Source organism: Bacillus sp. F9_6S_D1_P_5 (genome assembly GCF_054823925.1).
Genome location: NZ_JBTREW010000003.1, coordinates 13,026 through 39,417 on the forward strand (window position 1 = coordinate 13,026; position 26,392 = coordinate 39,417).

The window sequence follows — 26,392 nt, forward strand, 5'->3', positions numbered from 1 at the left end:
TACCACAATGAAAGGAGCGTGATAGAAATGAAAGTTTATATTTTACCAAATCGCGTCACTTTAGTCGGAAAAGCATGGCAAATTCGCCATAAGCTAAAACAATATGGCAAAGAGTATACAACTGTACAAGAGTGGATTACAGCTAGTAAAAAGTAAAAGTTTGTCAACCTCTTTTCCCTTTCGTACAATAGGAGTAAGGAGGTTGACTTATGAAAAAACGTCAATTAGGAAACTCAGATTTATTTGTGACAGAAATGGGCCTTGGCTGTATGTCTCTTGGTACATCTGAAGCAGAAGCTATGCGTATTATCGATAAAGCAATCGATTTAGGAATCAATTTTTTTGATACAGCGGATTTATATGATTATGGATTAAACGAAGAATTTGTTGGCAAAGCATTAAAAGGGAAACGAGATCAGATTGTTCTTACAACGAAGGTTGGAAATCGATGGACAGAAGAAAAAAACGGTTGGTCTTGGGATCCTTCTAAAAATTACATAAAAGCTGAAGTGAAAGAAAGTTTACGTAGACTTCAAACTGATTATATTGATTTATATCAACTTCACGGCGGGACGATTGAAGATCCTATAGATGAAACGATTGAAGCATTTGAAGAATTAAAAAAAGAAGGTATCATTCGCCATTACGGTATTTCTTCTATACGTCCAAATGTCATCCGTGAGTATGCAAAACGTTCAAATATTGTTAGTGTACTAATGGAATATAGCCTTTTAAATCGTCGCCCCGAAGAATGGTTCCCACTTCTAAACGAACATCAAATTAGCGTCATTGCTCGTGGACCACTTGCAAAAGGAATTTTAACTGACAATAATGCAAGAAAGATAGAAAGGGTAAAAGAAAAGGATTACCTTTCTTATTCTTACGATGAATTATATGCGACACTCTCGGGTGTAAAAGAAATAACAAAAGAAAACTCCTTAACTGGAACAGCTATTCAATATTGCTTACATAACGAAACAGTTGCAGCTGTTATACCTGGTGCAAGCTCTATTGGGCAATTGCAAGAAAATGTACAGGCTAGTACACAAGTAGAGCTAACAACAGCAGAATATATACACATTCAGCAAATTGCTAAATGTGATACCTACGCTTTACATCGTTAAAAAGACGCTACCATACTGGTAGCGTCTTTTTATAGCGTATCATATTTATCAGGATTCGTTCCTACATGTAAATTACGATTTAACGTATTAATTTGAGTCATCTCTTCTTCCGTTAGTGAAAAATCAAAGATAGTAAAATTCTCCTTAATGCGAGATGGTGTAACAGATTTAGGAATCGTTACTACCCCGCTTTGAATATCCCATCTTAATATAACTTGCGCAGGTGTTTTATCATATTTAGTAGCAATGGCCTGAATAATCGGGTGCTCGAATACTTCTCCGCCTCTCATTAATGGGCTCCATGCTTCCATTTGAATTTGCTCACCTTGGCAGAAATTACGCAATTCAAATTGCGCTAACATCGGATGAAGTTCCACTTGGTTTACCATCGGCTTCACCTTACAATTTGGTAATAATAGTTCTAAGTGATGTTTATGAAAATTAGAAACACCAATTGCACGCACTTTACCTTCTTCATACAATTTTTCTAACGCTCGGTACGTATCGACATACTTCCCTCTTATTGGCCAATGTATTAAATATAAGTCTACATAGTCCATTTGTAATTTCTTTAAGCTTTTTTCAAACGCCGCAAGTGTTTCCTCGTATCCTTGATCGTCGTTCCAAACTTTTGTTGTAATAAATATGTCTTCTCTTGGAATCCCTGATTCACGAACCGCCTCTCCGACACCGCTTTCATTTTCATATACAGTTGCTGTATCAATCGAGCGGTATCCAACTTCTAACGCTGTTTTTACTGCTTGTTTTACTTCGTCGCCTTCTTTCGCTTTATAAACGCCTAGACCGATCATCGGCATTTTTACGCCATTATGAAGTGTAGTTGTTGGAATGTGCACAGTCGTCTCCCTTTCATTCTTACATTTTTTTATAAGCCACCACTTTATTTGAACAAGATTCAACCAAAAAGTCAAAACATATGTACAGTTTACATACTAATTTTATACACTAAAACGTGAACTCAATTATTCGCATTTCCTTCTCTCCATTCTTTCGCTTTTTCATCAACATTACGTACAAACTCAGTTTTCCCTTCCGAATATAACGTACCATCATATGTATACTTTTCAGCTAATTCTTTCTTTAAGGTTGCATATGCCTCAGCTTCTTCACAATGAGCCATCATGTAATCACGAAATGCTAAATGCCTTACTATTTCAGGATTTCCTCTTTCAAACACGTGTAAGTGATACGAGCGTTTTTCCTCAGTTCCATGAATAAAATAACGACGTCTTGAAATACCGTTTTCCCCTTTTGCGATATAGCCAAGCTCTATAAAACGTTCATTCCACCTATCTACTCTATCAATACTCTCTACTTCCATAATCATATCTATAATTGGTTTCGCTGCCAGTCCTGGCACTGATGTACTTCCAATATGATGGACTTTCACATTTTCTGGCATCGCGGCTTTTAATCTTTCGGCCTCCATGTGAAATTTTTCGTTCCAATGATTTTCATGCGGAACAACTACAATTTTTCTCATGTAAACTCCCCTTTTCTTACAAGCTCGTCAAAAAAATGACCAGTGCTATTCACTGATCATTTTTTGTATTATTTAAAGTCTTTCCAAGTAAGGCTACTTTCACTTAACAGTTCTTCAAATGATTTATTCTTTTCACGTTCTTTTTGTTCTTGGCGCTTTCTTTCCAGTTCAGCTGCCTCTTTTTCTTCTTCTCTCACTTGCAATTCTTTCTTCTTATTCTTTAATTGCTGCATGAGTGAATCATTTAATTGATCACCTAATGTAAGCGACTCTTTCTCTTGTTTATTCACTTGCGATTGTCTTTGCATTTGTCTTTGTTTCTTTTTCTTCATACTACTCACCTTTTACTTTTTTCTCCATTATAGTAGATACACAATGAACTCGACAATAAAAAAGGTTCTTTACTCTATTATTCACCTTTTGTAAACATGTTAATTTTTCGAAAAAACTAAATTTTTATATAGATATAATCCTATGAATCTATTAAAATTATGTCGTATGATGTCAGATTATAAAAAAAGGAGAAACCAATTATGTGGAAAAAAATCATTCCTGCTGTTGCCGTTTTAAGCACCATTACTTTTTCAACCGTATTTGCCGCTCCCCCATCCCAGACTCCAGCTGAACAAAACCGCTACATAGACGTACAAATGCTTGGTATTAATGATTTCCATGGACAACTAGATACTGTTAAAAAAATTAATAACAAAGAAGCTGGTGGCGCTGATTACTTAGCTACTTATTTAAAAGAACGTAAACAGCAAAACCCGAATACACTTCTCGTACATGCTGGCGATATTGTCGGAGCTAGTCCACCAGTTTCAGCGTTATTACAAGACGAACCAACGATTGAATTTTTAAATGACTTAAAATTTGATGTTGGTACAATCGGAAACCACGAGTTTGATGAAGGTATTGATGAAATGAAACGTCTCATTTACGGTGGATATCATGAGAAAACAGGCAATTTCAAAGGCGCAAACTTCCCTTATGTCGCTGCAAACTTCTATAACAAATCAACTGGCCGCTTATTTTTACCACCATTTACTGTAAAAATGGTAGATGGTGTTCCTGTAGGATTCATTGGCGTTGTTACAACTGATACACCAAATGTCGTGATGCCTACTATGCTTAAAAATGTACAGATCACCGACGAAGTAGAAGCAATTAATAAATCAACGCAACAATTAAAGCGTCTCGGTGTTAAATCCATCGTCGTCCTTGCCCATGTCGGTGGAACAACCGATGAGTCTGGCGTGACAAATGGCGACCTTACTCGAGTTGCAAATGAAACAGATCCGGAAGTTGATGTTATTTTCGGTGGACATAGTCACACGTATGTAAATGGTACTGTAAATAATAAACTAATCGTCCAAGCGAACTCTTACGGAACAGCTTTCTCAGACGTAGATGTAACAATTGATCGTAAAACAAAAGATATTGTAAATAAAAAGGCTGAAGTGATTACAACATATCATGAAGGTGTGGAACCTGATAAACAAGTAAAACAAAAAATAGATCAATATAAAGAAAAAATCGCACCACTTGTAAATGAAGTGGTAGGTAAATCCACAGCAGCTATTGACCGTAAACAAAATGATGCTGGTGAATCTACTCTTGGGAATGTAATTGCCGATGCACAGCGTCAAACGATGCAAGCTCAAATCGCACTTATGAACCCTGGTGGCATTCGAAATGACTTAGATGCTGGCGATATTACATGGGGCGAATTATACGGCATTCAACCTTTCGGAAACCAATTAATTAAAGTAGATTTAACAGGCCAAGATATTCGAGACATTTTAAATCAACAGTGGCAAAAAGGTACGACTCGTATGCTTCAAATTTCAGGTATTCAATATACTTGGGATGCCAATAAACCAAACGGTGAAAAGGTTACAAATATACGTTTAACAAACGGAGAAGAATTATCTCCATCTAAAACGTATAGCGTAGTTGCAAATGCTTTCTTAGCTTCTGGCGGTGACGGATTTGTATCATTTAAAAATGGGAAAAATGCAGAAACTGGTCCAAACGACTTTGAAGCGCTAGTCGATTACGTAAAACAATTAAAAGAACCAATTCAGCCCGTTATTGATGGAAGAATTCAAAAGGTAAATTAAGTAGTTTCCTAATATGCGATCCAGCTTTTTATTATAAAGGATACGCACTTATACTTACTTCACAATATTAGTAAAACCTAAAAAGGATACTCGTTCTTACAATGAACATAGTATCCTTTTCTTTAGTTATCAAAATGTGATGTGCTATTAAAATCATATTGTTGTAAAAATTGTTGTAGCGCCTCTTCTACAAGTTTAGATTTTTGAATTCCTTTCGATTCTGATAAAACGTCTAGTTTTGCTAATATTTCTTTATTAATAGAAAAGGTACGTTTCTTTTTCTCTGTACTTATACTCATAATGGGTGCAATTACTTCTTCTCTCTTTCTTAATAACTCATAAATACTTTGTAATTGCTCATAAATTAATAATTGATAATCTATTGTCGCATATTGAAGGGCTGTCGCTTCTTGGAGTTGTAAGTGACGTGGTTCTTCTCCATCCCCTACAAATATACGTTTCTTCTGTTCTCCATCATATTCGTACCCAATTACTCTTAGTTTCTTCGATAATGTATACGGGCTTATTTCAAGTCGTTTTGCTATAATAGCGATGGATTCACGTCTATTTAAACAATCTATAATTTCTCCAATCGTCACAATTTCCCTCCTCCCGTGTTGAAATGACACTAGTATGGTATGTTACAATGATTTTCTAACAGTATATGCAAAACGAATAGCCTGTGCGCTTCATACGATTTCAGAAAAGGAGGTTTTCAATATGCTTTTTCGTAGCTATACCCCACAGTTTTATAATGAAAATAAACAAATCATTCCTAATAGTATTGCTACGATGGAAAGCGTTATAATTAATGATCGAAAACAAACTCTCCTTATGCGCGGGCAAAACGTAGAGCAGCCTATTTTATTATGCTTTCATGGCGGACCGGGAATGGCACAAATTGGATTTATTCGGCATTTTCAAAAAGAATTGGAGAAACACTTCATCGTAATTAATTGGGATCAGCGCGGGGCAGGTAAATCCTTTTCAACGAAAGATTTCGGAGCAAATTTTACAATTGAACAATTCGTGTCCGATGCAAAAGAAGTGATTCAATATGTACTTAAAAAGTTCAATAAACAGAAACTATTTCTCGCTGGTCATTCTTGGGGAAGCATTATTGGGCTTAACATAGCACATCAATATCCACAGTATATCGAGGCTTACATCGGTATTGGACAGATTGTACATATGAAACAAAACGAAGAATTGCTATATCAGCATTTAATTCATTCTGCCAAAAAACATGATCATAAAAAAGCATTAGCTTCTCTTTTAAAATTAGGAAAACCACCATTTTTAGATACGAGACGTCTCATTATTCAAAGAAAGTGGCTTGGTACATTCGGAGGAGCAATCCAAAATGGATCTTCCTTTTCTTTCATACGAAAAGGCTTCTTTTCTCCCGAATATACGCTATTAGATTGGTTCAAGTTTCTGGCAGGAAATTTAAAATCTGGCGTTTTATGGGAAGAAATGCTAACAATTGATTTCTTTTCTTCTATTTCAAGTTTATCTATCCCGGTTTATTTTTGTTCTGGTCGCTATGATTATCAAACTCCTTATGCACTCGTTCAAGAATATTGTGATGTGATAGAAGCGCCCATAAAAAAGATGATTTGGTTCCCAAATTCAGCACATTCTCCCGATTTAGAAGAACCCGAATTATTCGCTCAATCTTTACAATCAATTAAACAAGAGCTAGCTTTTCAGCATTAGTAATAAAAGGCTCTTTTACATTTCATAGAAAACAAATTATAATAATATGTCGCAACTATGTATAAATATAGCAAGGCGCTTCATATTTACTTGCCTTAACACAATAAAATTTTGGGGAGATTACATTTATTATGAATGCTGTACTCGTCGCAGTAGCAGTTATGCTATTGCTTAGTTTGTTACGTGTCCAGGTCATTGTCGCCATCATTGTTGGAGCTTTAACAGGCGGAATTATCGGCGGACTCGGTATTTCAGAAACTATTAACACTTTTACAACTGGTCTTGGAAACAGTGCTCCAATCGCTTTAAGTTATGCAATGCTTGGCGGTTTCGCTATTTCCCTTTCCAAAACAGGACTTCCAGATGCCATGATTCAAACTGCATTAAAATGGATTGGCAATGAACAAGACACGAAAAAACAAGTTTATTCTAAAATACTTATTCTATTCATCATTTTAACGATGGCTTGTTTCTCACAAAATGTGATTCCTGTTCATATCGCTTTCATCCCCATCTTAATTCCAGCACTTTTAAAAGTATTAAATGAGCTGAAAGTGGATCGTAGACTTGTTACATGTATTATTACATTCGGATTGATTACTCCTTATATGTGGATTCCAGCAGGATTCGGAAAAATTTATCATGACGTATTGCAAACAAATGCTGCGCAAAGCGGTCTTACATTTGATGTCGCACTTATTCCAAAAGCAATGACTATTCCAGCTATCGGTATGATTATCGGATTATGTGTAGCGGTGTTCATTACGTACCGGAAACCTCGTACGTATGAAACAGAACAAATTCATACTACCGCAAATGAAATCGTTCCCTACACAAAAAGAAGCATTACTTTCGGATTATTATCTATCATCGCTACATTAACTGTTCAATTAGCAACAGAATCAATGATTTTCGGTGCTTTAGCGGGGATTATCGTCTTATCAGTAAGTGGTAGTCTACCTCTTAAAGAAGCAGATGCAATATTAACAAGCGGAATGCGCATGATGTCCTTTATCGGTTTTGTTATGATCGCAGCCGCTGGATTTGGCGCTGTCCTTCGAAAAACAGGACATGTTGAATCTCTTGTACAAACGAGTGCACATATAATTGGAAATAATAAACCGCTCGCTGCATTCCTTATGCTTGTGATTGGACTTCTCGTTACGATGGGAATTGGTTCATCCTTTTCAACCATCCCTATCTTAACAACAATTTTTGTCCCTCTTTGCATGCAGCTTGGATTTAGTCCAATGGCCACCATTGCAATTATCGGTACAGCCGGAGCGCTAGGCGATGCAGGATCTCCAGCATCAGATAGTACACTTGGACCAACATCTGGTTTAAATGCTGATGGTCAACACCATCATATATGGGATACATGTGTACCAACTTTTCTGCATTATAATATACCGTTACTTATATTCGGCTTTATTGCCGCTATTACATTATAAAAGGTGCGTTTTATACGCACCTTTTACTTTTTTATTTTCCGTTTTAATTGTTGCAACGCTATTTCCCCATTTTCTTCGACACAACTTTCAATTTGCAGGAATGACGGACCTACCCGCTCACTATCTATACTCCCGTTCAGCCCAATAATTTTCAATTTATCGGATATAGATATATTTAAATTTTTCGCTGCTCGAATTAACTCAAAAGTAATCTTATCACTTGAAGTTACAATTCCATCTATATACGGATAAGTTTGCAATAATGTAATAAACTGTTTATTCGTATACCCTTGTACACATACTTCTCGATAAGAGACTCCTTCCTCCCAAACAGCGTCTAGAAATCCTGATACGTGCTCTTCCATTTCTTCGCTATCTTCTCCCTCACCGAAATAAGCAAGAAAGTGACAGCCTTTTTCCTTTAATAAAGAAACCGCTCTTTGTCCACTTTCATAATAATTTGCATCGGATTTTTTTTCATCAATCACAACAAACGGAAGTGGCATTTCTCCTATACTTTTAAAAACGGATCTTGTCAAAATAACACCTGCAACGTTATTTTCCTTCAACATAGTTATGTATCTATCTTTATTCTCTATATTACAAATAATGGTTTGATATCCTTCTTTATATGCTATTTCCTCAATACAATGTAGCAAAGTGATGTTTGATGGTTCATATAAATTATCTACAAGTAATGCAATTATCGTTGAATTCTCTTTAAATAATGGCTTTGCTGTACTATTTGGCCTATAATGTAATTCCTCAATTGCTTCCTTTACTTGTTTTACTGTGTCCTCATGAACGTATCCTTTTTCATTAATAACTCGTGAAACGGTTGCGACTGAAACACCTGCCAATTTTGCAACATCACGTATAGTTGCCACATCGTCACCCCTTAATATGGTAATAGATTACAATTTTACGGTAACCTAAATTACAATATTCGTCAAGGTTAATAACTTATATTTCTGAAAATTGTTACATCATTACACTAAACTATATTCCAATTGAATTTCATGTAAAATCGGGATATTATCATACCCAATAAGCGGAATTTCTTTCTTTATTTTTCGTGCCTCTTCCACCGCATTCACATATAAATTTGTCATCAAAAAATTACGTTTTTGGTAAAAACGTAACGCATTCATATTGTCATTCGTTGTAATGAGCCAAACCCGACCGCACCGCTCTTCTTCTGCCATTTTTAATACACAATCTACAAGTTTTGTCCCTATTCCTTTTCTTTCTTCAAAGCTATCTAACGATACAATTTCGCACGTATTTCCGGTCACTTCATACGTTATAATTCCGATTATTCTGTCATCCGAGAGCGCAACAAATCCGGGCAACTCTTCTAATTGATGCCCCTTCCCACGTGAAACCATCAATGAACTCCCCCAGTTCTCACACATGAACATTCGGATTGTTTCTTTCATCGATGGCGTAATTTTTTGTATATACACCATTTCCTATTTCTCCCCTTTTCTATCATTGTGATACAATGTAAGTGTATCACATGTAACGGTATTTGGAGGATGAGGTAAAGTATGAAACGTTTTTTTGCAGCATTGTTTACTATACTAGGTGCAATAACTGCCCTTGGGATTTTCTTTACAAATAAAGTGATGTACTTAAAGAAAAAAACAGAGGAAGAAGTACTCGAAAGAGAAACGAAAAAACATTTTCGTATAGAAGATTTTGATGCTCTTCATAAAGAAGAAATTCATATTCCTTCGCAATTCGGATATGATCTTCATGGATATTACATTCCTGCTGGCCATTCCAACAAATTTATGGTTTTCTGTCACGGTGTAACTGTAAATAAAATGAACTCTGTAAAATATGCAAGGTTATTTTTAAACAGAGGGTATAATGTCGTTATTTACGATCATCGTCGTCATGGTAAAACTGGCGGAAAAACAACAAGCTATGGATACTATGAAAAACATGATTTAAAATCCGTAGTTGACTGGCTAAAAAGTCGTTTTGGAACAAATATAACACTCGGTATTCATGGTGAATCTATGGGAGCTGCAACACTTCTTCAATACGCAGGACTTGTAGAAGATGGTGCTGATTTCTATATTGCAGATTGTCCTTTTTCTGATTTTTACGGGCAATTACAACACCGTTTAAAGGTTGAATTCCATTTACCTAAATGGCCTTTATTACCTTTAGCAAATGCTTTTTTGAAAGTGCGTGACGGTTATACGATTCGTGAAGTTTCACCAATCGATTGTATAAAAAACATTAACAATCCCGTCCTCTTTATTCATAGTAAAGATGATGATTATATTTTAGCCGATATGACGAAAGCACTATATGAAGCAAAAGAAAACAATAAACAACTTTATATTGCAGAACACGGTGCACACGCTTGCTCTTATAACGAAAATAAAGAAGAATATGAAGCAGCCGTTGATCAATTTTTAAACTCATATGTAAAAGAAACAAAAAACAGGCTTGCATAAGCCTGTTTTTTTATTGCGCTAAAACGTCTGTAACTTGTTCCATATTTTCAGAAATCCATTGCATTGCATCATCTAACGTTGGAAATTCTGTCGTTTGAAATGTCACCTCATCTTGAAGTAACCAAACATCCTTTGACTCTTGTCCTACACCTGCAATGGACCAGTGTAACAAACTATATGGATGATTATCATTCAAAAATGATGCCCACGTGCGCTCATTTGCAATATTTCGTAATGTACGTAATTGTTTATCCATCTTTCGTCACCTTACTCTAGTCAGTTATAAAAAACATTATAACACTCTCTTCTCTCCCAAAGAAAGTGCTCTTTTCATATTGTCAAGTACTTCTCTTGATTATATGATGAAATTAAGCGTTTGGGAAGGAGGGATAGCGTTGGCTAAAGTACAAATTAAAGTAAATGATAATGGCTCTTTTCGCGTTACAGGGGACGTGGAATTAGTTGATTCACAAGGGAATGTATTCCCAGCAAAACCGGCATTTTCTTTATGCCGTTGTGGTTTATCAAAAAATATGCCTTATTGCGATGCTTCGCATAAAGGTAAATTCGAATCTGTTGTTAGAGCACCAGAAGCAGAATAATTTCACATGTGACATGCACATTTTTTTTGTGCATGTTTTTCTTTTTTATAACTCCGCTATACCCCTTCTCCTTACAACATTTCTCATACTTTTGACTCTATGCCAGGCCACCCATATTTTCACACAATTCTTCACATTCGAATATTTTTCACTAGCCTTTTTTCTTTTTTGTGCTATAATTTGAGCAAACAACATCCTTCGGGGTCGGGTGAAATTCCCAACCGGCGGTGATGAAGTGCAAACTTCTAAGTCCGTGACCCGTTTTCAACTCGAAAACGGTGGATCTAGTGAAACTCTAGGGCCGACAGTATAGTCTGGATGGGAGAAGGATATGTTTTCTAGTAATTTTATATAGCGAATACACTTTTATTTCAGTATGCATATGTTTATAGATTCAATTCAAATCTATATATATGTTTTATTTTGTATACTTTTCTTTCTATACTGAAATAAAAAGAGACGACTAGCGTTTGAAAAATTTGATATTTTGCTAGGTTTTTTCCTTATGCCCAAATATCAATCATCGTTAGGTTTCTTTCCTATACTTTCGTATTCGAACTATATTTCTAGAAATCACGTCTCCCAAACCTCAAGGATATTAAATCCTTGAGGTTTTTTGATTTTTTCAGGAGAGGTGAAGAGAATGACAGATCAAGAATATATGAGGATTGCCCTGCAGTTAGCAGAAGGAACTTCCGGACAAACAAGTCCAAATCCTATGGTTGGTGCTGTTGTTGTAAAAGACGGAAACATCGTCGGTATGGGAGCTCATTTACGTGCTGGTGAAGAACACGCAGAAGTTCATGCTCTTCATATGGCTGGTGAAAAAGCAAAAGGAGCTACCGTGTATGTAACACTTGAACCGTGTAGCCATTTTGGAAAAACACCACCTTGCTGTGAATCGCTCATCAAAAAAGAAGTTAAGCGCGTTGTAATTGCTACTCTTGATTGTAATCCGCTCGTTTCTGGCAATGGAAAAAGGAGATTAGAAGAAGCTGGCATCGAAGTAACGACTGGTGTTCTTGAAGCAAAAGCAGTTCTATTAAATCGCTACTTTTTTCACTACATGAAAACGAAACGTCCATTTGTAACAATAAAAACAGCAATGAGCTTAGACGGAAAAACAGCGACTGTCACTGGTGACAGTAAGTGGATTACAGGAGAAGAAGCACGAGCTGATGTTCACCAATATCGCCATACACATGATGCAATTCTCGTTGGAGTGAATACAGTTATAGCTGATAATCCACATTTAACAACAAGAATTCCTAACGGGGGTAAACATCCTATACGCGTTATTTTAGATACTCATTTACGAACACCACCATCTTCTCATGTCATAACAGATGGTTTAGCACCGACTTGGATTTTTGTCGGTAAGGATGTAAATAAAGAGAAAATAGCTTCTTATGAATCTGAAAATATAGTGATATTCCAAATGAAAACGAAGCAAATTGAAATTGAGGACCTCCTTTTCTTGCTTGGAGAGAAGCAAATTCTTTCTCTATTCGTTGAAGGAGGACAATCGATTCATGCAAGTTTCTTACAAACAAAGTATTTCAATGAAATTGTAACTTATATAAGTCCAAAATTAATTGGCGGGAAAGATGCCCCTACTTTATTTGGCGGAAATGGTTTTTCAACATTACAAGATGCACTTTCCTTGGAAATTCAAGAGATGAAACAAATTGGCGATGATATAAAAATTGTTGCGAATACCCGAAGTGAGGTGACGGAATGTTTACAGGAATTGTAGAAGAATTAGGAACGATTGCAAACATGCAACAAAGCGGAGAAGCAATGAAGTTAACGATCCATGCAAATAAAATTGTATCCGATGTCCACTTAGGTGATAGTATCGCGGTTAACGGTATTTGCTTAACTGTAACGAGTTTCACAACAACTTCATTCACGGTGGATGCAATGCCTGAAACGATGCAATCAACATCACTTCGCATGCTTAAACCGCACTGTAAAGTAAATTTAGAACGTGCAATGGCTGCAAACGGACGATTCGGTGGACATTTCGTTTCAGGACATATTGATGGCATCGGAACGATAGTAAGCAAAAAACAACACTATAATGCCGTCTATTACAAAATAGCTATTGCTGATGAATTATTGCGCTATTGTTTGCATAAAGGATCCGTTGCTGTTGATGGAACAAGTTTAACAATATTTGATATAGACGAATCTTCCATTACAATCTCACTCATCCCGCACACTGTAAGTGAATCTGTTCTCGGAGAAAAAAATGCCGGTGACATCGTAAATATTGAGTGTGACATGATTGGTAAATATATCGAACGCTTTATTTCTAAACCTGTAAAACGAACAGGTTCAATGACCGAAAGCTTTTTACAAGAAAACGGATTTTTATAAGGGGGAAGCATGATGTTTCATCGTATTGAAGAAGCTCTAGAAGATTTAAAACAAGGGAAAGTCGTAATCGTATGTGATGATGAAAACCGTGAAAATGAAGGCGATTTTATCGCTTTAGCAGAGTATATTACGCCAGAAACAATTAACTTTATGATTACACATGGGCGCGGCCTCGTTTGTGTACCGATTACGGAAGAGTACGCAGAGCGTCTACAATTAGAACCAATGGTAGCTCATAATACAGATTCGCATCATACTGCATTTACAGTGAGCATTGATCATGTTTCTACAACAACTGGGATTAGCGCTCACGAACGTGCAACTACGATACGAGAGTTGTTAAATCCTGCATCAAGAGGTGCTGATTTCAATCGTCCTGGACATATCTTTCCATTAATTGCGAAAGAAGGAGGTGTTCTGCGCCGTGCTGGTCATACAGAAGCTGCTGTCGATTTAGCACAGCTTTGCGGAGCAGAACCAGCTGGCGTCATTTGCGAAATTATTAATGAGGACGGTACGATGGCACGCGTACCTGATTTACTACAGTGTGCAAAACAATTTGATATAAAAATGATTACAATAGAAGATTTAATTGCTTATCGCCGCCACCATGAAACATTAGTGACGCGAGAAGTGGAAATTACATTACCTACAGATTTCGGTACTTTCCATGCAATTGGCTATTCTAATTCATTAGACTCGAAAGAGCATATCGCACTCGTAAAAGGTGATATTTCAACGGGAGATCCTGTACTTGTACGCGTTCATTCAGAGTGCTTAACAGGAGATGTATTTGGCTCGTGCCGCTGTGATTGTGGACCACAACTCCATGCTGCCCTTGCTCAAATTGAGCGTGAAGGAAAAGGCGTTCTTCTTTATATGAGACAAGAAGGACGAGGCATCGGGCTTCTGAATAAGCTTCGCGCTTATAAGTTACAAGAGGAAGGCTTCGATACTGTAGAAGCAAATGAAAAGCTTGGATTCCCAGCGGATTTGCGTGATTATGGTATCGGCGCTCAAATTTTAAAAGATTTAGGTTTACAACATTTACGATTATTAACGAATAATCCGCGAAAAATTGCTGGCTTACAAGGTTACGATTTAGAAGTAATCGAGCGTGTCCCATTGCAAATGCCAACAAAAGAAGAGAATAAAACATATTTACAAACGAAAGTAAACAAATTAGGACATTTACTAAACTTATAATTAAAGGAGAGATTTATTATGGTATTCGAAGGTCATTTAGTTGGTACAGGATTAAAAGTTGGGGTTGTTGTTGGACGTTTTAATGAATTTATTACAAGTAAGTTACTCGGCGGGGCTTTAGACGGATTAAAGCGTCACGGTGTAGAAGAAGCTGATATCGATGTCGCTTGGGTGCCTGGCGCATTCGAAATTCCTTTAATCGCTAAAAAGATGGCGAATAGCGGGAAGTATGATGCTGTCATTACGTTAGGTACTGTAATTCGCGGCGCGACAACACATTATGATTACGTTTGTAATGAAGTTGCAAAAGGAGTTGCCTCTTTATCACTACAAACAGACATCCCAGTTATTTTCGGTGTATTAACGACTGAAACAATCGAGCAAGCGATTGAACGCGCAGGCACGAAAGCTGGTAATAAAGGCTATGAATCCGCCGTTGCTGCAATTGAAATGGCTCACTTATCAAAACAATGGGCATAAAAAAAGAGGCTGCGGCCTCTTTTTTTATTTCTTTACTTTTTTCCGTACATCTTTTATTAATTCATCCATTGTTTTTCCTTCTGTTTGTATACGAAGCGTTTGTGCTGTTCTCCATACGTTCTCTCTTTTCTTCGCTTCTTCTATAATAGTAATTTCTTTTCGTACTTCCTTTAAATCTTTTCCTTCTGTTTTCAATCCAAAATGTTCAGCTTTCGTTCGAAAATGTTGTTCAATTCGTTGTTGCATCTCTTTTTGTTCAGGATTTTCGGCGGCCTTAACTGGATCAGCACTTATCGCTTTTAGTAAAATTAGACAAGTCATAATCGCTAATATATATTTGTGCATGTAAAATCCTCCAACCCAATATAAATTACATATTTACTATGTACAATTGGTGCTTGGAAAATTCGTCCACCAAAATTCTTTTTTTCGCTTAAAAGCCAATAGTATCAAGCTTTCACAACTATTTATTACATTTTATTTACAAAAAAAGCAAACTCTTTTACAAGTTTGCTTTTTTCTATCTTATAGTGCACATTCCTCAATCTCAAATCCTAAATCTTCAATCATACCCCAGTCTGCAGTTGGTTCTTGTCCAACTGTCGTTAAGTAGTCTCCAACAAAAATAGAGTTTGCTGCAAATAAACCCATTGGCTGTACAGAACGTAAATTGATTTCACGCCCTCCTGAAATACGAATTTCTTTCGTTGGGTTTACAAAGCGCATCATCGCCAGCACTTTTAAACATTCTACTGGAGTTAACTCCTTTTGCCCTTCAAGCGGAGTACCCTTTACAGCAACAAGGAAATTACATGGAATTGAATCTGCATCTATACGTTGTAATTCGAATGCAATTTCTGCACGCTCTTCTATTGTTTCTCCCATTCCGAATATTGCCCCAGAGCATGGTGAAATACCCGCTTGTTTCGCTTTTTGAACTGTATCAACACGATCGTCATACGTATGAGTGGAGCAAATGCTTTCGTAATTATTCGCATGTGTATTTAAGTTGTGGTTATAACGATGTACACCCGCTTCCGCTAAACGTCCTGCTTGATCTTCGTTTAAGAAACCTAAACAACAACAAATCTTCAAATCTGTCGTTTCACGAATCTCCTTCACCGCTCCAATTACGTGATTCACCTCTTTATCCGTCGGACGACGACCAGATGCCACAATACAATATGTACCCGCTTTACGGCGAATTGCTTCATGCGCTCCTTCTACAATCTTTTCCTGCGTTAGCCATGCATATTTATCAATTGGTGCTTCTGAAATAATAGACTGTGAACAATATCCGCAATCTTCAGGACATAAGCCAGATTTCGTATTAATAATCATATTTAATTTTACTTTCTTACCAAAGTGATGATGGCGAATGATGTAAGCAGCATTCATAATTTCTAAAACTTCTGTATCATCAGCTTCTAATATCGCTATTGCATCCTCTTTCGTAATCATTTTCTCTTCTACTACGTCATATGCAAGTTTTTTCCAATCCCTTTTTGTTTGTACTTGTTTCATTTCATCTCTTCCCCTCTTTTGTTATATGTATAAATAAAGCGTGATACGTCACCATTATCCCTTCATTTTCCGTGAAGTCTCTTTCGTATATGCGAAGCATCGCACGAAGGAGTGAGGGACTTTGACAATATGATTCTTCATTACTATTGGTTGCTCCTACTTTTCGAATAGAATGTAGAAACTCCCTAACTTCTGTAAATCTCTCTATGTAACATGTTTCAGAAACATGTACATCCCCTGTTCCTATCTCACAAATATGGCGCAATTGATTTTTCGAATAAAAACGTTGCCCAATCGATGTTTCATTTTGTATATTTTTTTCTTCTTTCGCCCGCTGGAACGAAGTATGCAATTCTTGAAATGTTTCCTGTCCAAACGTTGAAAAGAGTAATATCCCATCTATAGATAAATGATGAGATAAATTTCTTATCACTTGTTTTAAATCATTTAGCCATTGAAATGTGGCATTTGAAATAATGACATCATACGTTTCTTCTAGTCGTAATCGTTCGATATCCTCACAGTAAAACGTTACATCGTTCACATTTTGTCTAGTTTTCGCAACTGCAATCATACTTTCAGCAAAATCAATAGCTGTAATATGCGCTTTCGGAAATAAGTTTGATAATTGCTCTGTAACATATCCTGTCCCACACCCAAGTTCTAAAATACGTATCGATGCATTTGCACTATATCGCCGATTCAATGTAGACAGTAATGAATGTGCCATCTTTTTTTGTACATTTGCATATTGATCGTAGGATACAGCTGCCACGTTAAACCGTTTTTGTAGTAACGTTTTGTTGATCATGTCGTATCCCCTCTACAAATTGAATTATCTCATTTACACAATATTCAAAATTCGTTACGCATAATGCGTGTCCAGCCTCATTTACTACCTTGAGCGTTGCATTCTCATTCTCAGCCATACTATGCGCTGCAGACAATGGACATATTACATCTTGCTCTCCGTGAATAAGTAGTATAGGTACTTTAATTTCTTTCAGTTCTTCCCTCATATCTGTTTCTATTAAATAATCTAAACCTAATTGTAAAGACTGAATAGAATCACCTTTAAATTGTTTTATTATATCTTCAAACCTTTTATTCTCTTTCAGCTCATCTTTCGTAAACATATTTTCATAAAACCGCTTGAGCGTTTCTTCTTTCTTTCTCACCAAATTCTTTTTCAGCCGTTCTACATGTAAAGTATTCCATCCGCTCGTATAGTCGCTCGTATTTGTAAATTTGGCAGTACCACCAATTAATACGATACCTTTTGCCTTAACCTTTTTATGAGCTTGAACTGCCGCTAATGCACCTAGTGACCAACCAACTAAAATTACATTTTCATCCTTTGCTACCTCTATTATTCGCCCCGCGAATTCACTTTGTTCTTTCACATTACGCCAATTGATACATTGAACAGAATATCCTTTAAAATACGGCAGAACTAAAGTCCAAACACCTTCTTCCATTCCCCACCCAGGAATAAAAATAATCTTTAGCTCTTTCATACTAAAAACCCCTCTTCTTTACCAATGCGTATAATATGCTGAATAGCCCAGTTCAAATCAGCTATTGTATGTTGGGACGTAACCGCAAAACGGACCCGTGAACTATTAACTGGAACCGTTGGTGGACGAATTGCAATTGCTGCAATACCTACCTCTTGCAACCTTTTACTAAACCGTAAAGCTGTTTCATTTGAACCGACTACAATCGGTACAATATGAGTTGAGCTATTCCCAATATCAAAACCAGCTTCTCGTAAACAGTTTCTGAAATATGCCCCATTCTCTGCAAGTTTCTCTCTTCTTTCATTATCTTCTTTCACAATTTCAATTGCTTTTTGTACCGCTCCTAATGTTCCTGGCGGTAATGCAGTAGTAAAAATCAAGCTTCTCATCATATTTTGTAAATACTCTATATAAATTGCATCGCCTGTCAAATACGCACCATAACACCCTAAAGCCTTGCTAAACGTCCCCATATGTATATCAATTTTTTGAGCAATATCTTTTTCTATATGGGACAATCCTGCCCCATCCATTCCATATATTCCACTCGCATGTGCTTCATCAACTATAATCATTGCTCCGTATTTCTCTTTAATTTGCACTAGCTCTCTTAAATGTGCAGTATCACCATCCATACTAAAAACAGTATCCGTTACGATTAATTTCTTCTTTTTGGGCGGCGCTACTTGCAACAGCTTCTCTAAATGATCTAAATCATTATGACGATATCTTTTATGCTCTGCCCCGCTTAATATAATTCCATCAACGATGCTTGCATGATTTAATTTGTCACTAAACACAATATCGTGACGACTGGCTAATGAAGAAATCACTCCAACATTTGCGGTATATCCACTATTTACAACTAAGGCTTTTTCAGTGCCTTTCCAATCGCATATACTTCTCTCAACCTCTTCATACAGTGAGTAATTTCCTACAACGAGCCTTGATGCTGTCGCCCCAGTTCCATATTTTCTTGTGCATGCAATAGCAGCTTCTTTTAACCTTTCATCTCCAGCTAACCCTAAATAATTATTTGATGCTAAATTTAGCATCCTTTTCTCATCTCGAATAAGCCATGTCTCTTCTGCTTGTTCTGTTACATGCAAATTGCGATACTGCCCATGCTCATTTAATTGTTGCAATTTAGATTGAAGATGTGTGCGCCACATTTGATTCATTTCGGATAAGCCCCTCTAATTTTGAAATCATTATATATTCTTTAGCAGATTCCAAGACTTCTTCTTTTGTAAACTCACCTTCAAAGAATGGTAATAAACCTAAAACTGGTACCCCACTTAACTCTTCAATCATTTCTTTATTTTCTTGTACTCTTTCCATTTCGCATTCTTTGCAGCCAGATAAAATGACACCTGCTACTGTTAAACCATGTGCCTTTGCATAAGCAACCGTTAAAACTGTATGATTTACTGTTCCTAATGTAGGACGTGCTACTACAATGAGAGGAAGCTGTAATTCTTTTGCGAAATCAATTACTAAAGCGTCCTCTGTATACGGAACAGCTAATCCACCTGCTCCTTCTACAAGCAGACTATTAAACTCTTTCAATCGTTCATTATAGTGATGAATAATGTCTTTTAACGTTACCGTCCTTCCAGCTCTTTTCATGGCAAGTCTCGGAGCAAGCGGCTCTTCAATAGAATACGGGCAAATTTCATCTTCTTTTGTCGGTACACCTGATAATGCCTTTAACCTTGCTGCATCTCCCTCTGGATTGGATGCAACATGTCCACTTTGCAACGGTTTATATACCCCGATGTTATATCCCAATTCTCTAAATACACCGGCTAATGCACCGGCAACGACAGTTTTCCCCACTTCAGTATCCGTTGCTGTTATAAAAAAACCGCTCATTATTCTCCCTCCGTAACATCCGAGATTGCTTTATACAAAATACGCAACATATCATCAATCTCATTGATTGTAGAAGCAAGAGGTGGCATAAATACAATCGTATTACCGAGCGGTCGCAAGATCATGCCTAGCTCTCTTGAGCGTTTACATACTTGAACACCGACTCTCTCTGTCCATTCAAACGCTTCTTTCGTTTCCTTATTCTTCACAAGTTCAATTCCAACCATTAATCCGCACTGACGAATATCCCCTACATGTTTATATGCAAAGAGTTCTTCTAATTGCGTCGCCACATATTCTGTTTTACGTGCCACTTCTTCTATTAAATTTGTTTTCTCATATAGTTCTAAATTCGCAATTGCTACCGCACACCCTAACGGATTCCCTGTATAACTATGACCGTGGAAAAACGTTTTTTGTTCTTCATAGCCTCCTAAAAAGGCATTATAAATTTCATCTGTCGTTACAGTGATTGCAACTGGTAAATATCCGCCCGTTAAACCTTTTCCGGCTGTTAAAATGTCCGGCGTTACATTTTCATGTTCACATGCAAACATTTTCCCGGTACGCCCAAATCCAGTCGCTACCTCATCTGTAATAAATAAAACGTTATATTTTGTACATAAATTACGTAGCCCTTTTAAGTATCCTTTTGGCATTGTAATCATACCGCCAGCACCTTGCATTAAAGGCTCTACAATAATCGCCGCAATTTCTTCATGTTTGTCTTTCAGCAACTCTTCCATTTCTTCTAAATGTTTTTTTACAATTTCCTCCTTATTATTTCCATAAGGAGAACGATATGTATATGGATAAGGCATTTTAATTGCTTCAAATAAAAGTGAACTATACACTTGGTGAAACAAGTCTATTGCTCCTACTGAAACAGCTCCAATTGTATCACCGTGATACGCTTCTTTTAATGTAACAAATCTTTGTTTCTTCGGTTTTCCTCTATGCTGCCAATATTGAAAGGCCATCTTAATTGCAATTTCAACAGCGCTAGAACCAGAGTCTGAATAAAATACTTTCTTCAACCCTTCTGGTACAACTTCAATTATTTTTTCTGCTAATAAAATAGATGGAACGTTAGCAAGCCCTAGCATAGTAGAATGGGCAATTTTATTTAATTGTTCACGAATTGCCTCATCTAGTTCCGGTACTTGATGCCCATGAACATTTAACCAAATAGACGAAACACCGTCCCAATATTCATTTCCATTTACATCGTATAGCTTTCTTCCCTCTCCACGTTCAATAATGACAGGATCTTCTTCTAAATAGTCCTTCATTTGTGTAAATGGGTGCCATACATAAGCTTTGCTTTTCTCCGATAATTCTTCATATGTATAAGATGGTTTGTCAGTCGTACTCTTACTAAAAGTCACAATTTTCACCCCTAATGTTAACTAGTTTATAAATATAGTTAACATTAAATCTAAATGACTGTCAATTATTTTTAAATCAAGTAGTTCTTAAAAAAGAACAACTTATCATACGATAAGTTGTTCTACTTTCCATGTTGTATCTTTCCAATTTCTAAAATAATCTCTTCATCTTTTTTTCCTTCTGTATCAATTCCAAGTTGTTTTGCATGTTCAATCAATAAATCATGGCGCTTCTCAAATCTTACGGTATTTACTTCTTTCGTAACCTCTTCTTTTGTTTTTCCTTCCGTAGAAACCCCTAGTTTCTCAGCTGCTTTTTCCATCGACTTCTTCTCTTCAGTTTCTTTCTCTTTCTTCACTTCTGACTGCTGCATTTGCTTTTGCTTCGCCTGCTCTGATTCAGCTGCAAAAGTCGTGTAAATTCCAGCACTTCCGCCAATGACTAGTAAGGTGGTAAAAAGAATTATTTTTTTCTTCACTCTTTCCTCCCCTTTCAAATTCATTATAACGTACATTTTTCGGTGTTAAAACCTATCTCCTTTATTTCCCTAAAAAAATATTAAACATTTTTATTGACATGTATGATGAATATATGATAAAAATTTAACTAACATCATATGAATCGGCATTGATAGGATTTAGTAGTATTTCGATTTCTGATTTCAGAGAGCTGGTGGTCGGTGCGAACCAGTACAGAGCGAATTATGAATTACCCCCTGGAGCTTCTTTTGCGAAACGTAAGGAGTAGTGAAAGACGGTTATAGACCGTTATATCTAAAGAGTGGTGAAACGAAACTGTTTCACAATTTAGGGTGGTACCGCGAATTTTTCGTCCCTGCATATATTGCAGGGGCGTTTTTATTTTATTAGCGCATATCATACGACCCTTTATTTTGTGATACATTCATTTCACAAGCTAGGGTGGTACCGCGATTTCTTCGTCCCTGCATATTTATATGCAGGGACGTTTTTTTATCCAATCATTTCCGTATCATATTGAAGGATCAACAATTACCGGTAATTTGTCACAAAATTCTAAAATTTAGAAGGAAATAAACAATATTGGCGAATTTTATATAAAAAAGAGCTATTTTAGATTACTTAGGAGGGAAAAACAATGGTTTCAAAAATTGAATCTGTTCTTTTAACATTATTTATCTTTTTCTGTATTGGCTTTAGTGTTATTCAATTAGAAGTTTCACCACACATCCCAATTTTATTTGGTATCGTGCTTTTATTAGCATTTGGATTTATGAAAAAAATCTCTTGGTCTACTATGGAAAAAGGGATGATTAGTAGTATTTCAGCTGGTATTCCATCTATCTTTATTTTCTTACTTGTAGGCGTATTAATTAGTGTTTGGATCGCTGCTGGAACAATTCCAACTTTAATGGTATACGGCTTCCAGCTTGTATCTCCTAAAATTTTCGTTCCAACTGTTTTTGTTGTCTGTGCAATCGTTGGAACAAGTATCGGTAGTGCCTTTACAACTGCTGCAACTGTAGGACTTGCCTTTATGGGTATGGGTAGTGCTCTCGGATACGATCCAGCTCTAATCGCTGGTGCAATTATTTCTGGTGCATTCTTTGGAGATAAAATGTCTCCTTTATCTGATACAACAAACTTAGCTCCTGCTGTAACAGGTGTAGATCTATTTGAGCATATTCGTAACATGCTTTGGACAACAGTTCCGGCTTTCATTATTGCTTTTATCGCATTTTTCATTTTAGGAAGCGGTACGAGTGGAGACGTTGACTTTACAAACTTTATTAGCACATTAGAAAAAAACGCAACGATTTCTATTGTTACACTTATTCCAATTTTATTACTGTTCCTATTCGCATTTAAAAAAGTTCCAGCAGTTCCAACATTGCTTGCTGGAATTGTAGTAGGAATTATTATTCTCTTTATTTTTAAACCTAGCACTTCTTTAGCTGATTTAATGAAAATTATGCAAGACGGCTACGTTTCTAAAACTGGTATAAAAGACATTGATAGCTTACTATCTCGCGGTGGTCTACAAAGTATGATGATGTCGATTGCCCTTATTTTCCTAGCTCTTTGTATGGGAGGATTATTACAAGGGATGGGTATTATTACGCAGCTGATGAATATCATCTCTAGCTTCGTAAAAAATAGCACACGCTTAATTATTTCTACTGCTTCAACTGCAATTGGTGTAAACTTCTTACTTGGGGAGCAATACTTATCCATCGTTTTAACAGGACAAGCATTTGCTAATAAATACGATGAAGTCGGTTTAGAACGTAGAAATTTATCACGCGTACTAGAAGATGCAGGTACAGTTATTAACCCGCTCGTACCATGGGGAGTAAGTGGTGTATTCTTATCGAACGTCCTTGGCGTTCCGACATTTGATTACCTTCCATTCGCAATTTTCTGTTTAGCTTGCCCAGTCTTAACAATTATTGTTGGTTTCACTGGATTTGGCCTTTCATGGAAGAAAGAAAAAGCAGTAACAATTTCATAATATACTAAAAAGGATTACCTGAATCGGTAATCCTTTTTATATTTCTCGACTATCTATTTGCTTTCTTTCTTCTAAATAACAGAAGTAATCCCGCTCCAACAAACGCTAAACCTGCCCCAATTGTAGAAACAACACTTGTACCTGTTTTCGGTAAATCACGTTCTTCTTTCTTTTCACTTACAGTTGTTGTTTCTTTTGAGTTTTCATTACCCGTCGTAGTTTGTCCAGATCCTGCATTATTTCCATTATTACCCTCATTTGTTGGTGGTGTCGTTGGATTTCCTCCATTATTTCCTTCACCTGTTGGCGGTGTCGTTGAATTTCCTCCATTATTTCCTTCACCTGTTGGTGGTGTTGTTGGATTTTCTCCATTATTTCCTTCACCTGTTGGTGGTGTTGTTGGATTCTCTCCACCAGTTTCTTTACCCTCATCGTTCTTCTTCGTTATATCAATTGCATATTTAGCAAATTCATTTTCAGACGGTCCAACATATGATATTTTTCCATCTTTCTTTATATACTTTTGTGCATTTGGTGAAGAATCGAATGTTGTATTTAATTTTTCCGCAACAATTGGTTTAAACGTCCAATTTTTATCTGCTGCTGGATCAATAACTGGTGTTTCTTGCATATACTTCACAATGATTTGACGTGTTTCATCTTGTGATTGGTATACAACTTCCCCTTTACTTACACCTGGGAACGTTTGGCTACTTCCACGATAGTTATTTGTAGCGACGATGAACTCTTGATTATCAGCTACTGGCTTACCTGCATATGTCATATTTATAATACGATTCGTATTTGCATTTACAACTTTACCATCTTTATCGTATTTCGCCGGTTGTGTTACATCAATTTCGTATTTTAAGCCATCTAAAATATCGAAGTTATATGTAGGATAGCCTATATTTACTAACGGCTGTTCTTCTGTTTTCTTTGGATCGATTTGATTAAACTGACCTGCAGACATTTCAAGCCATTCTTTCACTTGTGCCCCATTTACTTTTACAGCATATAACGTATTTGGATATACATATAAATCTGCAACGTTTTTAATTGCTAACGTTCCAGCTGGAATATCCGTATAATATGTAGCACCGTTTCGGCCACCTGCTTTAAATGGTGCACCTGCCGATAAAACTGGAATTCCTTTATATTTACTATACTGTCCATTTTCAGCAAATAACTTTTCTACATACCATTTTTGTGCATTTGTCACAAGTTGTACAGAAGGATCATCTTGTACTAATGAGAAATAACTATTAATTGGCGCTGTCGTTTTTCCTACAGCTGTATTCACATAATCAATTGTCGCTTGATGATCATCTTTAATTTCATTAACTAATGTTTGATCAGATTTTACTAACGGGTTCCCTTTACTATCAGCAATCGGACGAAGTTGCGGCTTCGATTGTTCTTTTTGTACTTCCCATTTTCCGTTTACCTTTTTCAATTGCATATCAATAATACCTAAGTTACTTCCAAAGACACCAGGCATTACAACTGGAACACCATTAAATACATCCTTCATTTCAGTATGTGAATGCCCCATTAATACTGCATCTACACCAGGAACTTCTGTTAAATAATACGACGCATTTTCCATGCCAACGTTGTATCCATTCTTATCAACACCGGAATGCGCTAGCGCAACGATAACATCTGCACCTTCTGCTTTCATTTTTGGTACCATTTTCTTCGCTGTTTCAACTATATCTTTTGCTTTCACTTTTCCTTCTAAATTTGCTTTATCCCAGTTCATAACTTGAGGTGGAACAAATCCCATTACACCAATTTTCACTTTTTGTTTTTGCCCTGATTCATCTTCTACTTCTTTTTCAAAAACATGATATGGTTTAAAGTAATTTTGGTCGTTCTCTTCATTATTATCTTTATCATCTTTATAGACGTTCGAGTTAATAACCGGGAACTCTGTTTTACTAATTACTTTGTTTAAATAGTCTAAACCGTAGTTAAATTCATGATTCCCAAGAGAGATGACGTCATACTTCATTAAATTCATTAAACGATACAATGGATGTGTATAACTAGGATCCACAGGCTTCTTCGGATCATTTATTTTATTCGCTACATAATCTCCAAGTGGTGTCCCTTGTAATGCATCCCCATCATCAAATAGGACAGAGTTCTTCGCTTCTTCACGTGCTTTATTAACAAGTGTTGCTGTTTGCACGAGACCTACTTTATTATCGGTTTTTGTTTGATAATAATCGTAATTCATTAAGTTAACGTGAATATCTGATGTTTCTAGAATTCGTAAGTTAACCGTACTCTCCCCAGTTTGCTCATCCGCATGAGCTGTTGCTGGCAATACTTGCGGCGCTATTACACCTATAGCAAGAGTTGCTCCAGCTAGCATTTTTTTTGACTTTTTCACAAAAAATCCCCCTTATACAATTACCAAAGAATAATGAAATGAATTTCTATCAGTCTCTAAACACATACCTTTTTTCTTCTATTAGATACACGATTTTCATTTCATCCTGCGCTAACGAGTAGTCCCCT

The 26,392-nt window shown here is 36.5% G+C and carries 28 protein-coding genes, 1 riboswitch and 1 other annotated feature; of the genes, 12 read left to right on the top strand and 16 right to left on the bottom strand.

Annotated elements, in window-relative coordinates:
• The first annotated feature begins 27 nt into the window (after nucleotides 1-27).
• Both mciZ and lolS read left to right on the top strand, forming a co-directional pair.
• The gene (mciZ, locus tag ACUXEY_RS04710) at nucleotides 28-156 is read left to right on the top strand and encodes a Z-ring formation inhibitor MciZ (protein ID WP_000870298.1); all 129 of its coding nucleotides are present in this window, start codon (nucleotides 28-30) and stop codon (nucleotides 154-156) included.
• Nucleotides 157-209: 53 nt separating this feature from the next.
• The gene (lolS, locus tag ACUXEY_RS04715; RefSeq protein WP_461300197.1) at nucleotides 210-1,124 is read left to right on the top strand and encodes an aldo/keto reductase; all 915 of its coding nucleotides are present in this window, start codon (nucleotides 210-212) and stop codon (nucleotides 1,122-1,124) included.
• 29 nt (nucleotides 1,125-1,153) lie between these two features.
• Here lolS and ACUXEY_RS04720 read toward each other — a convergent pair whose 3' ends face one another.
• The 3 genes from ACUXEY_RS04720 to ACUXEY_RS04730 form a co-directional block, all read right to left on the bottom strand.
• Nucleotides 1,154-1,981, bottom strand: a complete 828-nt coding sequence (locus ACUXEY_RS04720; protein WP_098903914.1) for an aldo/keto reductase — start codon at nucleotides 1,979-1,981, stop codon at nucleotides 1,154-1,156.
• A 122-nt stretch (nucleotides 1,982-2,103) separates the two neighbouring features.
• Nucleotides 2,104-2,628, bottom strand: a complete 525-nt coding sequence (locus ACUXEY_RS04725) for a GrpB family protein (RefSeq protein ID WP_087956851.1) — start codon at nucleotides 2,626-2,628, stop codon at nucleotides 2,104-2,106.
• 68 nt (nucleotides 2,629-2,696) lie between these two features.
• A complete protein-coding gene (locus ACUXEY_RS04730) occupies nucleotides 2,697-2,960 on the bottom strand; it encodes a YqkE family protein (RefSeq protein WP_142286696.1) in 264 nt (87 codons plus the stop codon).
• 201 nt (nucleotides 2,961-3,161) lie between these two features.
• On the opposite strand from ACUXEY_RS04730, the gene ACUXEY_RS04735 reads away from it, so the two are divergent.
• Nucleotides 3,162-4,751 carry a bifunctional metallophosphatase/5'-nucleotidase gene (locus tag ACUXEY_RS04735; RefSeq protein WP_461300198.1) on the top strand — a complete coding sequence of 530 codons (1,590 nt, stop codon included), beginning with the start codon at nucleotides 3,162-3,164 and terminating at the stop codon, nucleotides 4,749-4,751.
• 122 nt (nucleotides 4,752-4,873) lie between these two features.
• On the opposite strand, the gene ACUXEY_RS04740 is transcribed toward ACUXEY_RS04735, so the two are convergent.
• Nucleotides 4,874-5,350 (bottom strand): ribbon-helix-helix domain-containing protein, encoded by a 477-nt coding sequence (locus ACUXEY_RS04740; RefSeq protein WP_461300199.1) that lies wholly within the window; start codon nucleotides 5,348-5,350, stop codon nucleotides 4,874-4,876.
• Nucleotides 5,351-5,471: 121 nt separating this feature from the next.
• Here ACUXEY_RS04740 and ACUXEY_RS04745 point away from each other — a divergent pair, with 121 nt between their 5' ends.
• Nucleotides 5,472-6,470, top strand: a complete 999-nt coding sequence (locus ACUXEY_RS04745; protein WP_461300200.1) for an alpha/beta fold hydrolase — start codon at nucleotides 5,472-5,474, stop codon at nucleotides 6,468-6,470.
• A gap of 131 nt (nucleotides 6,471-6,601) precedes the next feature.
• Nucleotides 6,602-7,921 (top strand): Na+/H+ antiporter family protein, encoded by a 1,320-nt coding sequence (locus ACUXEY_RS04750; RefSeq protein WP_000994827.1) that lies wholly within the window; start codon nucleotides 6,602-6,604, stop codon nucleotides 7,919-7,921.
• Nucleotides 7,922-7,944: 23 nt separating this feature from the next.
• Here ACUXEY_RS04750 and ACUXEY_RS04755 read toward each other — a convergent pair whose 3' ends face one another.
• The gene (locus ACUXEY_RS04755) at nucleotides 7,945-8,808 is read right to left on the bottom strand and encodes a LacI family DNA-binding transcriptional regulator (protein WP_461300201.1); all 864 of its coding nucleotides are present in this window, start codon (nucleotides 8,806-8,808) and stop codon (nucleotides 7,945-7,947) included.
• 102 nt (nucleotides 8,809-8,910) lie between these two features.
• A complete protein-coding gene (locus ACUXEY_RS04760; protein ID WP_461300202.1) occupies nucleotides 8,911-9,390 on the bottom strand; it encodes a GNAT family N-acetyltransferase in 480 nt (159 codons plus the stop codon).
• A gap of 81 nt (nucleotides 9,391-9,471) precedes the next feature.
• Between ACUXEY_RS04760 and ACUXEY_RS04765 the strand changes: the two genes are divergently transcribed.
• On the top strand, nucleotides 9,472-10,395 hold the full coding sequence (locus tag ACUXEY_RS04765; RefSeq protein WP_029439839.1) for an alpha/beta hydrolase: 924 nt from the start codon (nucleotides 9,472-9,474) through the stop codon (nucleotides 10,393-10,395).
• Between the two features lie 10 nt (nucleotides 10,396-10,405).
• Here ACUXEY_RS04765 and ACUXEY_RS04770 read toward each other — a convergent pair whose 3' ends face one another.
• A complete protein-coding gene (locus tag ACUXEY_RS04770; RefSeq protein WP_000360810.1) occupies nucleotides 10,406-10,651 on the bottom strand; it encodes a DUF2552 family protein in 246 nt (81 codons plus the stop codon).
• A 139-nt stretch (nucleotides 10,652-10,790) separates the two neighbouring features.
• Here ACUXEY_RS04770 and ACUXEY_RS04775 point away from each other — a divergent pair, with 139 nt between their 5' ends.
• From ACUXEY_RS04775 to ribH, 5 genes are all read left to right on the top strand, one after another.
• Nucleotides 10,791-10,997, top strand: coding sequence for a CDGSH iron-sulfur domain-containing protein (locus ACUXEY_RS04775; protein ID WP_001151582.1), 207 nt, complete (start codon nucleotides 10,791-10,793; stop codon nucleotides 10,995-10,997).
• 190 nt (nucleotides 10,998-11,187) lie between these two features.
• Nucleotides 11,188-11,331: riboswitch (FMN riboswitch) on the top strand.
• A gap of 309 nt (nucleotides 11,332-11,640) precedes the next feature.
• Nucleotides 11,641-12,753 (top strand): bifunctional diaminohydroxyphosphoribosylaminopyrimidine deaminase/5-amino-6-(5-phosphoribosylamino)uracil reductase RibD, encoded by a 1,113-nt coding sequence (gene ribD, locus ACUXEY_RS04780; RefSeq protein WP_461300203.1) that lies wholly within the window; start codon nucleotides 11,641-11,643, stop codon nucleotides 12,751-12,753.
• The gene (gene ribE, locus ACUXEY_RS04785; protein WP_166701889.1) at nucleotides 12,735-13,379 is read left to right on the top strand and encodes a riboflavin synthase; all 645 of its coding nucleotides are present in this window, start codon (nucleotides 12,735-12,737) and stop codon (nucleotides 13,377-13,379) included. Before ribD ends, ribE begins: the two co-directional genes overlap by 19 nt.
• A gap of 12 nt (nucleotides 13,380-13,391) precedes the next feature.
• Nucleotides 13,392-14,585 (top strand): bifunctional 3,4-dihydroxy-2-butanone 4-phosphate synthase/GTP cyclohydrolase II, encoded by a 1,194-nt coding sequence (gene ribBA / locus ACUXEY_RS04790; RefSeq protein WP_461300204.1) that lies wholly within the window; start codon nucleotides 13,392-13,394, stop codon nucleotides 14,583-14,585.
• A gap of 18 nt (nucleotides 14,586-14,603) precedes the next feature.
• The gene (gene ribH / locus ACUXEY_RS04795) at nucleotides 14,604-15,065 is read left to right on the top strand and encodes a 6,7-dimethyl-8-ribityllumazine synthase (protein ID WP_000230889.1); all 462 of its coding nucleotides are present in this window, start codon (nucleotides 14,604-14,606) and stop codon (nucleotides 15,063-15,065) included.
• Nucleotides 15,066-15,089: 24 nt separating this feature from the next.
• Here the strand turns inward: ribH and ACUXEY_RS04800 are convergent, their stop codons facing one another.
• The 8 genes from ACUXEY_RS04800 to ACUXEY_RS04835 form a co-directional block, all read right to left on the bottom strand.
• The gene (locus ACUXEY_RS04800) at nucleotides 15,090-15,410 is read right to left on the bottom strand and encodes a hypothetical protein (protein ID WP_000549778.1); all 321 of its coding nucleotides are present in this window, start codon (nucleotides 15,408-15,410) and stop codon (nucleotides 15,090-15,092) included.
• Between the two features lie 180 nt (nucleotides 15,411-15,590).
• Nucleotides 15,591-16,589 (bottom strand): biotin synthase, encoded by a 999-nt coding sequence (gene bioB, locus ACUXEY_RS04805; protein WP_461300205.1) that lies wholly within the window; start codon nucleotides 16,587-16,589, stop codon nucleotides 15,591-15,593.
• A 1-nt stretch (nucleotide 16,590) separates the two neighbouring features.
• Nucleotides 16,591-17,400 (bottom strand): malonyl-ACP O-methyltransferase BioC, encoded by an 810-nt coding sequence (bioC, locus tag ACUXEY_RS04810; RefSeq protein ID WP_461300206.1) that lies wholly within the window; start codon nucleotides 17,398-17,400, stop codon nucleotides 16,591-16,593.
• The gene (locus ACUXEY_RS04815; RefSeq protein WP_461300207.1) at nucleotides 17,366-18,106 is read right to left on the bottom strand and encodes an alpha/beta fold hydrolase; all 741 of its coding nucleotides are present in this window, start codon (nucleotides 18,104-18,106) and stop codon (nucleotides 17,366-17,368) included. Before ACUXEY_RS04815 ends, bioC begins: the two co-directional genes overlap by 35 nt.
• Nucleotides 18,103-19,290 (bottom strand): 8-amino-7-oxononanoate synthase, encoded by a 1,188-nt coding sequence (bioF, locus tag ACUXEY_RS04820; protein WP_461300208.1) that lies wholly within the window; start codon nucleotides 19,288-19,290, stop codon nucleotides 18,103-18,105. The genes ACUXEY_RS04815 and bioF overlap by 4 nt, the downstream gene beginning before the upstream one ends.
• Entirely contained in the window at nucleotides 19,256-19,984 is a 729-nt protein-coding gene (gene bioD, locus ACUXEY_RS04825; protein ID WP_075308128.1) for an ATP-dependent dethiobiotin synthetase BioD, read from the bottom strand. The genes bioF and bioD overlap by 35 nt, the downstream gene beginning before the upstream one ends.
• The gene (gene bioA / locus ACUXEY_RS04830; RefSeq protein WP_461300209.1) at nucleotides 19,984-21,372 is read right to left on the bottom strand and encodes an adenosylmethionine--8-amino-7-oxononanoate transaminase; all 1,389 of its coding nucleotides are present in this window, start codon (nucleotides 21,370-21,372) and stop codon (nucleotides 19,984-19,986) included. Before bioA ends, bioD begins: the two co-directional genes overlap by 1 nt.
• Nucleotides 21,373-21,494: 122 nt before the next feature.
• A complete protein-coding gene (locus ACUXEY_RS04835) occupies nucleotides 21,495-21,851 on the bottom strand; it encodes a hypothetical protein (RefSeq protein WP_166701881.1) in 357 nt (118 codons plus the stop codon).
• Between the two features lie 140 nt (nucleotides 21,852-21,991).
• Nucleotides 21,992-22,212, top strand: a binding site (T-box leader).
• Between the two features lie 277 nt (nucleotides 22,213-22,489).
• Here ACUXEY_RS04835 and nhaC point away from each other — a divergent pair.
• The gene (gene nhaC, locus ACUXEY_RS04840; RefSeq protein WP_151633008.1) at nucleotides 22,490-23,863 is read left to right on the top strand and encodes a Na+/H+ antiporter NhaC; all 1,374 of its coding nucleotides are present in this window, start codon (nucleotides 22,490-22,492) and stop codon (nucleotides 23,861-23,863) included.
• 49 nt (nucleotides 23,864-23,912) lie between these two features.
• Here the strand turns inward: nhaC and cpdB are convergent, their stop codons facing one another.
• Nucleotides 23,913-26,264 (bottom strand): bifunctional 2',3'-cyclic-nucleotide 2'-phosphodiesterase/3'-nucleotidase, encoded by a 2,352-nt coding sequence (gene cpdB / locus ACUXEY_RS04845; RefSeq protein WP_461300210.1) that lies wholly within the window; start codon nucleotides 26,262-26,264, stop codon nucleotides 23,913-23,915.
• Nucleotides 26,265-26,392: the final 128 nt, after the last annotated feature.